This window comes from Brevundimonas sp. GW821-FHT12E07, from assembly GCF_058807035.1.
The window spans coordinates 193955-207367 of sequence record NZ_JBXAQH010000002.1; the positions used below are offsets into that span (position 1 = coordinate 193955).

The 13413-nt window shown below is 67.7% G+C and carries 12 protein-coding genes; 9 read left to right on the forward strand and 3 right to left on the reverse strand.

What is annotated here, in order from left to right; genetic code table 11:
* Window positions 1-84: 84 nt before the first annotated feature.
* Complete coding sequence (locus tag AC1ROD_RS09010; RefSeq protein WP_492947923.1) at window positions 85-2949, forward strand: TonB-dependent receptor; 2865 nt, start codon at window positions 85-87, stop codon at window positions 2947-2949.
* 142 nt (window positions 2950-3091) lie between these two features.
* Window positions 3092-3262 carry a hypothetical protein gene (locus AC1ROD_RS09015; protein WP_492947924.1) on the forward strand — a complete coding sequence of 57 codons (171 nt, stop codon included), beginning with the start codon at window positions 3092-3094 and terminating at the stop codon, window positions 3260-3262.
* Here AC1ROD_RS09015 and AC1ROD_RS09020 read toward each other — a convergent pair.
* Window positions 3259-3456, reverse strand: coding sequence for a peptidoglycan-binding protein (locus tag AC1ROD_RS09020; RefSeq protein WP_492947925.1), 198 nt, complete (start codon window positions 3454-3456; stop codon window positions 3259-3261). The genes AC1ROD_RS09015 and AC1ROD_RS09020 overlap by 4 nt on opposite strands.
* 110 nt (window positions 3457-3566) lie before the next feature.
* Here AC1ROD_RS09020 and AC1ROD_RS09025 point away from each other — a divergent pair, with 110 nt between their 5' ends.
* From AC1ROD_RS09025 to lexA, 5 genes are all read left to right on the forward strand, one after another.
* Entirely contained in the window at window positions 3567-4157 is a 591-nt protein-coding gene (locus AC1ROD_RS09025) for an anthranilate synthase component II (protein ID WP_492947926.1), read from the forward strand.
* Window positions 4158-4161: 4 nt separating this feature from the next.
* Window positions 4162-5202 (forward strand): anthranilate phosphoribosyltransferase, encoded by a 1041-nt coding sequence (trpD, locus tag AC1ROD_RS09030; RefSeq protein ID WP_492947927.1) that lies wholly within the window; start codon window positions 4162-4164, stop codon window positions 5200-5202.
* A complete protein-coding gene (gene trpC, locus AC1ROD_RS09035; RefSeq protein WP_492947928.1) occupies window positions 5199-6002 on the forward strand; it encodes an indole-3-glycerol phosphate synthase TrpC in 804 nt (267 codons plus the stop codon). Before trpD ends, trpC begins: the two co-directional genes overlap by 4 nt.
* On the forward strand, window positions 5999-6466 hold the full coding sequence (locus AC1ROD_RS09040; protein WP_492947929.1) for a hypothetical protein: 468 nt from the start codon (window positions 5999-6001) through the stop codon (window positions 6464-6466). Before trpC ends, AC1ROD_RS09040 begins: the two co-directional genes overlap by 4 nt.
* Window positions 6467-6530: 64 nt before the next feature.
* The gene (gene lexA / locus AC1ROD_RS09045) at window positions 6531-7226 is read left to right on the forward strand and encodes a transcriptional repressor LexA (RefSeq protein WP_207931869.1); all 696 of its coding nucleotides are present in this window, start codon (window positions 6531-6533) and stop codon (window positions 7224-7226) included.
* 150 nt (window positions 7227-7376) lie between these two features.
* On the opposite strand, the gene AC1ROD_RS09050 is transcribed toward lexA, so the two are convergent.
* On the reverse strand, window positions 7377-9452 hold the full coding sequence (locus AC1ROD_RS09050) for a ComEC/Rec2 family competence protein (RefSeq protein ID WP_492947930.1): 2076 nt from the start codon (window positions 9450-9452) through the stop codon (window positions 7377-7379).
* A 79-nt stretch (window positions 9453-9531) separates the two neighbouring features.
* On the opposite strand from AC1ROD_RS09050, the gene gltX reads away from it, so the two are divergent.
* Together gltX and gltA are read left to right on the forward strand one after the other, a co-directional pair.
* Window positions 9532-10965, forward strand: coding sequence for a glutamate--tRNA ligase (gene gltX, locus AC1ROD_RS09055; protein WP_492947931.1), 1434 nt, complete (start codon window positions 9532-9534; stop codon window positions 10963-10965).
* A 64-nt stretch (window positions 10966-11029) separates the two neighbouring features.
* Window positions 11030-12322, forward strand: coding sequence for a citrate synthase (gene gltA, locus AC1ROD_RS09060; RefSeq protein ID WP_492947932.1), 1293 nt, complete (start codon window positions 11030-11032; stop codon window positions 12320-12322).
* 74 nt (window positions 12323-12396) lie between these two features.
* Here the strand turns inward: gltA and AC1ROD_RS09065 are convergent, their stop codons facing one another.
* On the reverse strand, window positions 12397-13266 hold the full coding sequence (locus AC1ROD_RS09065) for an aldo/keto reductase family oxidoreductase (protein ID WP_492947933.1): 870 nt from the start codon (window positions 13264-13266) through the stop codon (window positions 12397-12399).
* Window positions 13267-13413: the final 147 nt, after the last annotated feature.

Below are 13413 nucleotides of genomic sequence, written 5' to 3' on the forward strand. Positions count from 1 at the left end.
GCCGGTGGCGTCCGCAGTCGCGGGCGATCCGTACAGGGACCGCAAGAGTCTCCTGACGGGTGGAAACGGGAAGGGAACCCCAGGATGAACACTCGCAATTTCACGCGCCTGTCCCGCATGACCGGCGTCTCGCTCGGCGTCCTCGCCCTGGCGCTGGCGACCGGGGCCCATGCCCAGACAGCTCCGGCGCCCGCAGATCCCCAGGATGACGGCGCCACCTCCGTTGACGAGGTCGTGGTCACCGGCTTCCGCGCCAGTCTGGCCGCCGCCCTGAGCATCAAACGCCGTGAAGCCGGGGTCGTCGACGCCATCTCGGCCGAAGACATCGCCGACTTCCCCGACACCAACCTCGCCGAATCGATCCAGCGGATCCCCGGCGTCTCCATCGACCGCGACGCAGGCGAAGGCCGCACGATCACGGTCCGCGGCCTCGGTCCGGACTTCACCCGCACCCGCATCAACGGCATTGAGGCCCAGGCCACGACCGGTGCCACCGATTCCTCGGGCGGCACCAACCGCGGCCGCGGCTTCGACTTCAACGTCTTCGCCTCCGAGCTCTTCAACAACATCACGGTCCGCAAGACCGCCTCGGCCGAGGTCGAGGAAGGGTCGCTGGGCGCGACCGTGGACCTGCGCACCAGCCGCCCGTTCGACTACACGGGCTTCACCGCCGCCGGCTCGGTCCAGGGCGGTTATAACGACCTGTCAAAAACCTGGAGCCCGCGCTACGCCGTTCTGGCTTCCAACACCTGGTTCGACGGTCAACTCGGCGCCCTGGCCTCGCTGGCCTACAGCAAGAAGGATTCGATCGAGGAAGGCTTCTCCTCGGTGCGCTGGGGCCCGGCCAACGGCGACAACGGCTTCCAGAACCCGGCGGCCCTGCCCGGCGGGTCGGCGGCGGCCGGCGGCCTCTTCCACCCGCGCATCCCGCGCTATGGCCGTCTGACCCACGAACAGGAACGCACCGGCGCCACCGTGTCGCTGCAGTTCCGTCCGGCCAGCGGCAAGACCCTGCTGACCTACGACCTGTTGTGGTCGCAGCTGGACTCGACCCGCCGCGAAAACTTCCTCGAGGCCTGGTCCTTCAGCCGTAACGCTTCCCAGGGCGGCAAGCCCGAGGTCGATATCGTCGACACCGTCGTCGATCCGGACACCGGCGAGATGGTCTATGCCAAGTTCAACGACGTCGACATGCGGACCGAGAACCGCTTCGACATCCTTGAAACCACCTATACCCAGAGCACCCTGTCGCTGGAGCAGGAGTTCACCGACAACTTCCGCTTCTCGGGCGCGATCGGTCGGTCCAAGTCGGAGTTCGGCAACCCGCTGCAGGTCGATGCGATCATCGATCATCTCAACGGCGCCGGTTACAGCTGGGACTTCCGTCAGAACCACGACCTGCCGCTGATCAACTACGGCTTCGACGTCACCGATCCGAATTCGTGGACGGTCACGGGGCCGACCGGCCTGCTGAAGTCCGAGCTGCGTCTGAACACCAGCTACCAGACCAACATCTACGAGACGGCCGAAGGCGGCTTCGAGTGGAACGTCAATGACGTCCTGACCCTCAAGGCCGGGGCCAGCCACAAGAAGTACGACTCGGTCGGCACCGGCTACAGCCGCCTGAACAACGTCAATGACGCCCCGGCCCTGCCTGCGGGCACGTCGATGGCTTCGGTGACCCAGCTGCTGACGGGCTTCGGCCGCAACCTCGACCTCCCGGCAGGTTCGGCGACGTCCTGGATCATCCCCGACCTCGATGCGCTCCGGAACATCTGGAAGTGGGACTGCAACTGCAACACCGGCGTTGCGGGCGGCGACTTCCGCCTTCTGGGGCTCGACAACCCGGGCTCCTTCGCCAGCTTCCGCCAGGTCACCGAGACCGACACCGGCTACTGGATCCAGGCGGACTGGGACACCTCCCTGTTCGGCGTGCCGTTCCGCGGTAACGTCGGGGTGCGTCAGGTCAAGACCGAGCTGGCGGCCCAGGGCTACTCCAACATCAACAATCTGCCGGTTCTGACCTCCGGGACGAACGAGTACGACGACACCCTGCCGTCCCTGAACGTCGCGTTCGAACCGATCGAGAACCTGCAGATCCGCTTCGCGGCCGCCAAGGTCATGGCCCGTCCGCCGATCACCAACCTGGTGCCGGTCTATACGCTCAGCGCCGCCACGGCGCCGAACCCCTCGGCCTCGATCGGCAACATCGATCTGGAGCCCTACCGCGCCAAGACCTACGACGTGTCGGTCGAATGGTATTTCGCGCCGGAGTCCCTGCTGTCCTTCGCCTACTTCTACAAGGACATCTCGACCTTCGTTCAGACCACCCAGACGACCCTGCCCTACTCCCAGCTGACGGCCATCGACCCGGTGGCCTTCCCGGCGGGTGCGCGGGATCCGAACCTGAACCACGTCTTCTCGACCCAGGCCAACACGCCCGGCGGACCGCTGAAGGGCTTCGAGATCAGCTATCAGCAGCCGTTCCACTTCCTGCCGGGCCTGTTCTCCAACCTCGGAACCCAGCTGAACTACACCCACGTCGAATCCGAGATCGACTACTGCACGACCGCGACCTGCGCCGCCTTCGTGACCGAGGATCTGGTCAACCTGTCGCCCAACGCCTGGAACGCCACCCTCTATTACGACGACGGCAAGCTGAACGCCCGCATCTCGGCGGCCTACCGCGACGACTACTTCCAGCAGGTGCCGGCGGCCAACGGCGGCACGCGCGGGATCGCCGTCACCGGCAAGACCGAGACCCTGTCGATCGACGGCTCGGCCTCCTATCAGCTGACCGACCACGTCACCGTGACGCTGGAAGGCATCAACCTGACCGACGAGCCGAACCGCCAGTACCACGGCGACCTCGGCGGCGAGCGTAACTCGACCTACGTCTACCACCACACCGGCCGTCAGGTGTTCGTGGGCGCCCGCTACAAGTTCTGATCCCCGAAGACCTCCGGTCGGAAATCGCCCGGACGCTGCTGCGTCCGGGCGTTTTTCTGTCCGGCGTCGATCGGCTCAGGCCCGGCCCACGGATCGAAACAGCTTCGCTGCCGTTGTTGTTAATCAACGAACGGAGATCGCTATGTCGACCATCCAGGATAACCACGTCGAAGAGACGACCGAAGAGGCCCGTCAGGGCGAGAATGTGAAGGGCATGACCTCGGTGCTGGGCGTGTCGGTGGCGGCGGTCGCCGTCCTGTTCGCCCTGATCCTTCTGGTCTTCTTCGGCTTTACGGCCGGCTGGTTCGGCTAGTTCTCGAACTGGCCCTGATAGACCGGGTCCTTCATCGCGAAGCCCGGCCCCAGCACCATGACGCCCGCCAGCAGCACAGCTGCGCTGGCGGCCAGAAAGGCGGCCCCGAGCGCGCCCAGCGAGCTGGCCGGACGCTCGGGCGTCTCGACCAGCAGGGCGCGGGCCTGTTCGATCTCGGCGGCGGTATCGATCACGCGGCGACTCTCTGCGACAGGGAACCGATCTGACGGCCACGATGGTTAACGTCCGGTGTCCGCGCAAGCTTCGGCTTGGCGCGGAGGATTTCAGGTCCTAGAACCGCCGCATGATCCTCGTCGTCGATAACTACGACAGCTTTACCTACAACCTCGTCCACTACCTCGCGGAACTGGGCGCGGAGACGCATGTCGTCCGCAATGACGACCTGACGACCGCCGAGGCCTGGGCGCTGAAACCCGAAGCCGTCCTGCTGTCGCCGGGCCCCTGCGCGCCCGATCAGGCGGGCATCTGCCTGCCGCTGATCGACACCGCGCCGCTGGACATGCCGATCCTCGGCGTCTGCCTGGGGCATCAGGCCATCGGTCAGGCCATGGGCGGCCACGTCATCCGCGCCAAGGCCCTGATGCACGGCAAGACCTCGCCGATCCTCCATGAGGGCAAGGGCATGTTCGCCGGCCTGCCCTCGCCCTTCACCGCCACCCGCTACCATTCTCTGGCAGTGCAGCGCGAAACCCTGCCCAATACGCTTCAGGTCACCGCCTGGACCGAGGACGGCGAGATCATGGGCTTCCAGCACCACGAGCGGCCGATCCACGGGGTCCAGTTCCACCCCGAGTCGATCGCCACTGAACACGGCCACGAAATGCTGGCGAACTTCCTCGATCTGGCGGGCGTCAAGCGTCTGGCCATGGTCTGAGGTCATGGCTGAGGGTGGTTTCAAGCCGCTGCTGGCCAAGCTGGTCGATGGCAAACCCCTGACCTCTGCCGAGGCCGGCGACTTCTTCGCGGCCTGCCTGCGCGGCGAGCCCACCCCGGCCCAGGTCGCCGCCGCCGTCACCGCCCTGCGCATGCGTGGCGAGACCGTCGACGAAATCGCCGCCTTCGCGGGCGAGATGCGCAAGGCCGCCCTGACCCTCGATCACGACTACGACGTCATCGACACCTGCGGCACTGGCGGCGACGGGGCCCACACCTTCAACATCTCGACCGCGGCGGCGCTGGTTCTGGCCGGGGCTGGCCTGAAAGTCGCGAAACATGGCAACCGGGCCATGAGCTCCAAGTCCGGCTCCTCCGACGTCCTCGGCGTTCTCGGCGTCGATCTGACCGCCGGGCTGGACCAGCAGAAGGCGGCGCTGGACGAGGCGGGCATCGCCTTCCTTTTCGCCCCTGCCTACCACGGCGCCATGCGCCACGTCGGCCCGGTCCGCGCCGAGATCGGCTTCCGCACCGTCTTCAACCTGCTCGGCCCTTTGTCCAACCCGGCGGGCGCGAAGCGTCAGGTCATGGGCGTTTATGACCCCCGTCTGCTGGAGCCGCTGGCCGAAGTGCTCGGCCGCCTCGGCGCCACCCGTGCCTGGACCGTCCATGGTGAGGGTCTCGACGAACTGACCATCACGGGGGCCAGCGAGGTCGCGGAATGGAAGGACGGGCGTGTGCGTCGCTTCACCGTCACCCCCGAGGACGCCGGCCTGCCCCGCGCCGACATCAGCGCCCTGCGCGGCGGCGACGCCGAAACCAACGCCAAGGCCCTGAGCGCCCTGCTGGCCGGCCAGACCGGCCCTTATCGCGACGTGGTCCTTCTGAACGCTGCCGCCGCCCTGATAGTCGCCGACAAGGCGGATGACCTGAAATCCGGCGTCGCCCTCGCCGCCGCCGCCATCGATGACGGCAAGGCCGCCGAAGCCCTCGCCTCTCTCGCGCGGATCACCTCCACGCCCTTGCCGATCGAAGACCTCGTATGACTGCCGCCCCCCGCGAAGACGTTCTGGCCCGCATCGCCGCCTACAAGCGCGAGGACGTCGCCGCCCGCAAGGCCGCCCAGTCGCAGTCCGAGATCGAGTCGCTGGCCATGATCGCCGGCATGCCGCGCGGCTTCCGCCACAGCCTCGAAAAGCACGCCGCCCCCGGACGCCCGGCCCTGATCGCCGAGATCAAGAAGGCCAGCCCGTCCAAAGGCCTGATCCGCGAGGACTTCGACCCGCCGGCGCTCGCGAAGGCCTATGAGGCGGGCGGCGCGGCCTGTCTGTCGGTCCTGACCGACGGCCCCAGCTTCCAGGGCGCCGACGACTATCTGGTCCAGGCCCGGGCGGCGGTCACCCTGCCCTGCCTGCGCAAGGATTTCCTCGTCGATCCCTGGCAGGTCGCCGAGAGCCGGGCCCTCGGCGCCGACTGCATCCTGATCATCCTCGCCATGATCGACGACGGTCTGGCCGGCGAGTTGCTGGCCGAGGCCCGTCGATTTGGCATGGACGCCCTGATCGAGACCCATGACGAGCTGGAGATGGCCCGCGCGGTCCAGCTGGGCGGCGACCTGATCGGGGTCAACAACCGCTCGCTTCGCACCTTCGAGGTCGACCTTGGCACGACGGCCCGCCTGTCGCATCTGGCGCCGAAGTCCGCCCTTCTGGTCGCCGAGAGCGGCGTCTTCACCCCCGACGACGTCGCCGACGTCTGCATGGCCGGCGCCCGCGCCATCCTCGTCGGCGAAAGCCTGATGCGTCAGCCGGACGTCGAGGCCGCGACCCGGGCCTTGCTGGATTGAGCGAGGATCAGCCGAGGACCAGCGCTCTCAAACTGGCGCTGATTCTCCTCACCGGCATCGCCATGGTCCTGGCAGGTATCGCGCTGTTGTGGACTCACGGTCGGGCGTTTGACGTTCGCGGCCCGTGGCAGGTCTCCGCCGTGCTGTCGTTGATTGCCGGTCCCGGCTGCATCTACGCCTGCTACCGGCTGGCCTTCCTGAAAAAGCCCGTGCTGGTGATCCTGCCTGACCGGGTTGAGCACTACGCCTGGCCGGACCCCGTCTACTTCGACGACGTGCAGGAGGTCATCTTCGAGAAGGGAAGTTTCTGGTCGAAGACCGTCTCTTCCGCCACGCTTCTGATGACGTCCGGGGAGCGGCGCACCGTTTTCACCCTGCTTTTGAATCGCGACGCCAAACAGATCGCGGACCTTCCGCAGGCCGCCCTGACGCGCCGCCGCTGCTCGGCGTCACCGTTAAGTTGACATTAGTGAAGAACACTTACAGAACATCGACAACGGTTCACGTCTTGTTCTGAAGGCTTCTCCCATGCTCACGCGCAAGCAGCACGAACTCCTGATGTTCATCCACGAACGCATCAAGGAGACGGGCGTCTCCCCCTCGTTCGACGAGATGAAGGAGGCGCTGGATCTGGCGTCCAAGTCGGGCATCCACCGGCTGATCACGGCCCTGGAGGAGCGCGGCTTCATCCGCCGCCTCGCCCACCGCGCCCGCGCCCTTGAGGTGACCAAGCTGCCGGAACAGGCGACGACGGGCCCGATTCGCGGCCGCGCGCCCTTCACCCCGGCGGTGATCGAGGGCGGCGGACGTTCGGCGCCGGTCTCCGAGGCCGCCAACGACACCCGCGAACTGGTTCTGGTCGGCAAGATCGCCGCCGGCGTGCCCATCGCCGCCATCCAGGGCGACAACGGCCGCTATCAGGTGCCCGAGGCCATGCTGGGCGCCGGCGAGCATTACATGCTCGAGATCGAGGGCGACTCGATGATCGAGGCCGGCATTCTCAACGGCGATCTGGTCGTCATCAAACGCGTCGACACCGCCTCCTCGGGCGAGATCGTCGTGGCCCTGGTCGAGGGCGAGGAAGCCACCCTCAAGCGCCTGCGCAAGAAGGGCCAGTCCATCGCGCTCGAACCCGCCAACCGCAACTACGAGACCCGCATCTTCGGCCCCGACCAGGTCGAGGTCCAGGGCAAGCTGGTCGGGCTCATTCGGCAGTATCACTAGCTCACTGCCCCTCTCCCACAGGGAGAGGGAGGGACCCGCGAGCAAAGCGAGTGGGAGGGTGAGGGGTTCTGTCGTCAGCCGGTGAGGGCATAACCCCTCACCCTTTCGCGCGAACCGATCGCTACGCTCCCGGGCGCTCAAGCCCTCTCCCTATGGGAGAGGGTTTTGCTTTGACCACGGCCGGTCCCCCCGCACATGCGCTGTCCACACCGCCTTCCAGCCCGCGCCGGACCGCCACAGCTCCACCGCCCCGCCGCGCCCGAAGTCGACCCCGTCCAGCACCAGTGTCTGCGCACACCCCGCCGGAACCCTCGCCACCGCCGCCCGCACACTGACCACGGGCGCCGCGCCGCACAGGGATGTCAGCACCTCCGCCGTCGGCGGCTTCGTCCCCCACCACAGGGCCACCGGCGCCGCATCCCGCACCTGAGGCGCGCAGGCGAACCGCCCGCAGACCCAGCCCGCATCCGGCCGGTCCGTCAATGTCAGTCCCCGCCGCCGCGACCACAGGTCGGCCGCGAACTCCCGCACCCCCGGCCGCACCGCCACGGCATCCTTGCCAGAGTGAAACGCCGCATTGGTCCCGCTGTCGCCGATCCAGAGGTCCGGCGTCGGAGCCCTCGGCCACAGCATCACCGCCGCCGCCAACGGCAGGCCCAGCCACCTCAGCCGCCCCTTCCACAGACAGATGAACAGCACACCCAGAAAGGCGATGGGCAGCACATAGTCCGGCGCGCTCGCCACCGTCCGCACCGCTCCCGGCAGCTCCGCCGTCCAGTGCCCGATGGCCAGCATCAGGTCGATGCCCCTGCCCGCCACCCACAGGAAGGGCGCGCCCAGCCCCATGGGCTCCAGCAAGGCTCCCAGCGCCAGGGCCGGCATCATCACGAAATCCGCCACCGGCGAGGTCAGCAGATTCGCCCCGAGGCCATAGACCGCCGTCCGGTTGAAATGCTGCATGGCGAACGGGCCGGTCGCCAGCCCCGCCACCAGACTGGCCGTCACCGCCGCGACGATCCAGCCGCCGATCCTCTGCACAATCAGGATGGGCAGAGGCGCCGAAATCTCCCGCACCCGCGCCGGCCAGCTCTCGACAAGCGCCACCAGCGCCGCCGTCGCCGCGAACGACATCTGGAAGCCCGGGGTGACGATGGCCTCGGGCTGGAGCGCCAGCACGATCAGGGCCGCGACCGCCAGCGCGTGCATGGTGATCGCCTGCCGGTCCAGCAGGATGGCCAGGAAGGCGATGGAATAGGTGATGGCGGCCCGCTCGGCCGGCGGCGGCGCCCCCGAGATGACCAGATAGGTCGCGACCGCGATCAGGCCCGCGACGGCCGCGACCTTCTTGCCCGACACCCTCAACGCCACCCACGGGATCGCCGCCACGCCCAGACGCACCGCGAAGAAGACAAAGCCGCCCACGACCGCCATATGCAGGCCCGAGATCGACAGGATGTGCGCCAACCCCGAATCCCGCATGGCGTCCAGGTCCTCGCGTTCGATCCAGGTCTCGTGCCCCGTCACCATCGCCGCCGCCACCCCGCCGGTGCGCGGCCCCAGCCGGTCGACGATCTTCTGCGCCAGTCCGAACCGCACCCCGTTGATCTGCATCGCCAGTCTCAGCCGCCACGGCGCCTCGGGCAGGAGCGCGGGCCGGGTCGGCGACAGGGCGAAGGCGGTGCCGCCCATCCCCTCGAAGAAGGCGTTGCGGCCGAAATCATAGGCGCCCGGGCTGGCCGGGGGCGGCGGCGGATTGAGGATGGCGAACAGCCGGACGGGCGTCCCCGGCGGCGGCGGATCGCCCTTGACCGTGGCCCTCAGCCGGATCGGCGTCGCCTGGGACTCCAACCCCCGGATCCACACCGGCGCCACCACCACCCGGTGCCCGTTCGCGCCCGGACTGTCGACATCCAGCACCCAGGCCTCGATGACCGTAGGCGCGTCGAGCTCCGGTTCGATCGGCGCCGCGACCCTTTCCGTCCGAACCTTCGCCGCCGCCAGCCCCAGCGCCACACACATGAGCAGCATCAGCGGCAGGGTCACGACCCGCGACAGCCCCCTCGCCCGAGCCACCAGCCACAGCCCCACCGCCACGCCCGCCGCGACCAGCGGCGGCCACAACGGCGGCTCGACCTTCAGGCCGAAATAGATCGCGCAGCCGCCGCCGAACGCCACCGGCGCCCACAGCCGCCAGCGCAGGCCCTGCCCGGCGACCTCGTCGCGCACGGAGGCGACGATCCTGTCTGGAAGGCTGGGCTTTGCCGCGTCGGGCGGTATAAGGGCGGCCCGTACGGACCTCCCTGCCATGACCTCTCCTGCCTCTTCCCCAGACGCGTCCTCGACAGTCGTCACCCGCTTCGCCCCCTCGCCGACCGGCTCCCTGCACATCGGCGGTGCGAGAACGGCGCTATTCAACTACCTTTACGCGAAGGGGCGCAACGGCAAGTTCCTGATCCGTGTCGAGGACACCGACCGCGAGCGTTCGACCGATGAGGCCGTGAAGGCCATCTTCGACGGCCTGAGCTGGCTGGAGCTGTTCGCCGACGAGGAGCCGGTGTTCCAGTTCTCGCGCGCCGACCGTCACCGCGAGGTCGTCCAGACCCTGCTCGACACCGGCCATGCCTACCGCGACTACACGACCGCCGAAGAGACCGGCCGTCTGCGCGACGAGGCCAAGGCCGAGCGCCGCAGCTTCGAATCCCCCTGGCGCGATCGTGTCGCCGCCGGGCTGGAGGCCGAACAGCCTTTCGTCGTCCGCTTCCGCCGCCCCCTGCCCGGCCGGGTCGAGGTCAATGATGAAGTCCAGGGCGCGGTCAGCTGGGACAACGGCGACCTCGACGACCTGGTGCTGCTGCGCAGTGACGGCGCGCCGACCTACAACCTCGCCGTGGTGGTCGACGACCACGACATGGGCGTGACCCACGTCATCCGTGGCGACGACCATCTGAACAACGCTGCTCGTCAATCATTGATCTATGACGCCCTCGGATGGCCCCGTCCGAGCTTCGCCCACATTCCCCTGATCCACGGCCCGGACGGCGCCAAACTGTCCAAGCGCCACGGCGCGCAAGCCGTGCATGAGTATGCAGAGATGGGCTATCTGCCCGAGGCCATGCGCAACTATCTGGCGCGCCTCGGCTGGGCCCACGGCGACGACGAACTGTTCTCCGACGAACAGGCGCAGGCCTGGTTCGACCTGTCCGGCGTCGGCAAGGCCCCGGCCCGGCTGGACTTCGACAAACTGGCCCACGTCAACGCCCACTGGATGCGGCTGGCCGACGACGACGGCCTGGCCAAACAGGTCCTCGATCTGCACCTCGCGCGCGGCCATGTCCTGGGCGAGGACGACGAGGTCCGCCTGACCCGCGCCATGCCCTTCCTCAAGGACCGGGCGAAGACCCTCAACGAACTGGTCGACCAGACCGCCTTCGTCCTGCGCCGCCGCCCTCTGGTCATCTTCGAAAAAGCCCTGCCGCTGCTGGCCGGCGAGTCGGGCGAGCGCATCGGCCGTCTGCGCGACCGGCTGAAGCTGTTCGCCAGCTGGGACGTCTTCGCCCTGGAGGCCGAGCTCAAGGCCTTCGCCGAGGAAGAGGCCGTCGGCTTCGGCAAGATCGGCCCCGCCGTCCGCGCCGCCCTGACCGGAGACGGGGTTTCGCCCGACATCGCCAAAACTCTTGCCGCTTTGGGGCGCGAAGAATCGCTCGGGCGCTTGGATGATGCGCTGCAACAGACTAAGTGACGTTCACGAACAACAAGGGGTCCGGCGTCTCCCCGGCGCGGGCCCTGATTCACAAGGGGCTACAATGACTGAACCTGCCAAATCGGCGACCCTCACCCTCGGCGACAAGACCGTCGAACTGCCCGTCCTGAGCGGTTCCACCGGCCCCGACGTTATCGACATCCGCAAGCTGTACGGCGCCACTGACGCCTTCACCTTCGACCCCGGCTTCACCTCGACGGCGGCTTGCGAAAGCGCCATCACCTACATCGACGGCGACGCCGGCGTGCTGCTGCACCGCGGCTATCCGATCGGCCAGCTGGCCTCGCAGTCGAACTTCCTCGAGGTCTGCCACCTGCTCCTCTACGGAGAGCTGCCGACCGCCGCCCAGTATGCGGAGTTCGAGACCACCATCACGCGGCACACCATGCTGCACGCCCAGTTCGACCGCTTCTTCGAAGGCTTCCGTCGCGACGCCCACCCCATGTCGATCATGGTCGGCGCCGTCGGCGCCCTGTCGGCCTTCTATCACGACAGCCTGGACATCCATGATCCGGTCCAGCGCAACATCTCGGCCATCCGCCTGATCGCCAAGATGCCGACCATCGCCGCGCGCGCGTACAAGTACCACGTGGGCCAGCCCTTCATCTCGCCGCGCAACGACCTGTCGTACGCCGAGAACTTCCTGCGCATGTGCTTCGCTGTCCCGGCCGAGGACTATGTGATCGACCCCGCCCTGGCCCGCGCCATGGACCGGATCTTCACCCTGCACGCCGACCACGAACAGAACGCCTCGACCTCGACCGTCCGTCTGGCCGGTTCGTCGGGCGCCAACCCGTTCGCCTGTATCGCCGCCGGCATTGCCTGCCTGTGGGGCCCGTCGCACGGCGGCGCCAACGAAGAAGCCCTGACCATGCTTCAGGAAATCGGCACCCCGGACAAGATTCCGGAGTTCATCCAGGGCGTGAAGGACCGCAAGTACAAGCTGATGGGCTTCGGCCACCGGGTGTACAAGAACTACGACCCGCGCGCGAAGGTCATGCAGGAAAGCGCCTATGAGGTGCTGGCCGCCACGGGCCGCGAGAACGACCCACTGTTCCAGGTCGCCAAGGAGCTGGAGAAGGTTGCCCTGAACGACGAATACTTCACCTCGCGCAAGCTGTTCCCGAACGTCGACTTCTACTCGGGCATCACCCTGTCGGCGATGGGCTTCCCGACCTCGATGTTCACCGTCCTGTTCGCTCTGGCCCGCACCGTGGGCTGGATCTCGCAGTGGCAGGAAATGATCGGCGATCCGGCCCAGAAGATCGGCCGCCCGCGTCAGCTGTACACCGGCCCGACCGAGCGCGACTACGTGCCGATCAGCGCCCGCGGCTGATCGGACCCCGGTCTGAAATGCAAAACGCCGGAGCGAAAGCTCCGGCGTTTTTCTTTGGGCGATGGCCTGCGGTGTCAGCCGCCGATGGCGTCCAGCGCGGTCATGGCGGCCTCGTCCAGCACCAGATCGCCGGCCGCCAGATTCTCCTTCAGGTGTCCGACCGACGAGGTGCCGGGGATCAGCAGGATGTTGGGCGACCGCTTCAGCAGCCAGGCCAGGGCGACCTGCATCGGCGTCGCGCCCAGACCCGCCGCCACCGTGTTCAGGGCGTCCGACTGCAACGGGCTGAACCCGCCCAGCGGGAAGAAGGGCACATAGGCGATGCCGGCGGCGTTCAGGCTGTCGATCAGGGCGTCGTCCTCGCGGTGCGCCAGGTTGTAGAGGTTCTGGACGCAGACGATCTCCGCCATCGACCGCCCCTCCTCGACCTGTTTCGCGGTGACATTGCTCAGGCCGATGTTGCGGATCAGGCCCTGCCGCTGCAGGTCGACCACGACCGACAGCGTCTCCGCGATCGAGCCCTCGGCCGGGCCATGGGCCTCGCCCATCATGACCCTCAGATTGACCACATCCAACGTCTCGAGCCCGAGGTTGGTCAGGTTGTCATGCACCGCCCGCTCCAGCTCCGAAGCCGAGAAGGCCGGCAGCCAGGCGCCGGTCTCGTCGCGCCGCGCCCCGATCTTGGTCACGATGGTCAGGTCGTCTGTATACGGATGAAGCGCTTCCCGGATCAGCCTGTTGGTGACGTGCGGGCCGTAGAAGTCCGAGGTGTCGATATGGTCCACGCCCGAGGCCACGGCCTCGCGCAGCACGGCCAGGGCGCCCTCGTGATCCTTGGGCGGGCCGAACACGCCCGGCCCGGCCAGCTGCATCGCGCCATAGCCGAGCCGCTTCACGGTCCGGTCGCCCATCGTGTAGCTGCCGACAGTCGGGGAAATGGTCATGGGAAAACTCCTTGTTCCGAGCCCGAAATCTAGGCCCCGCAACGGCGCGCGATAAGCCGGTGTAATCCGCATGAGCTGTTCGGCGTTCCGCACAATGGCTGCGTCAATCGGGCGAGGCCGGGCCGGATGACATCTCTGGATTGCGTG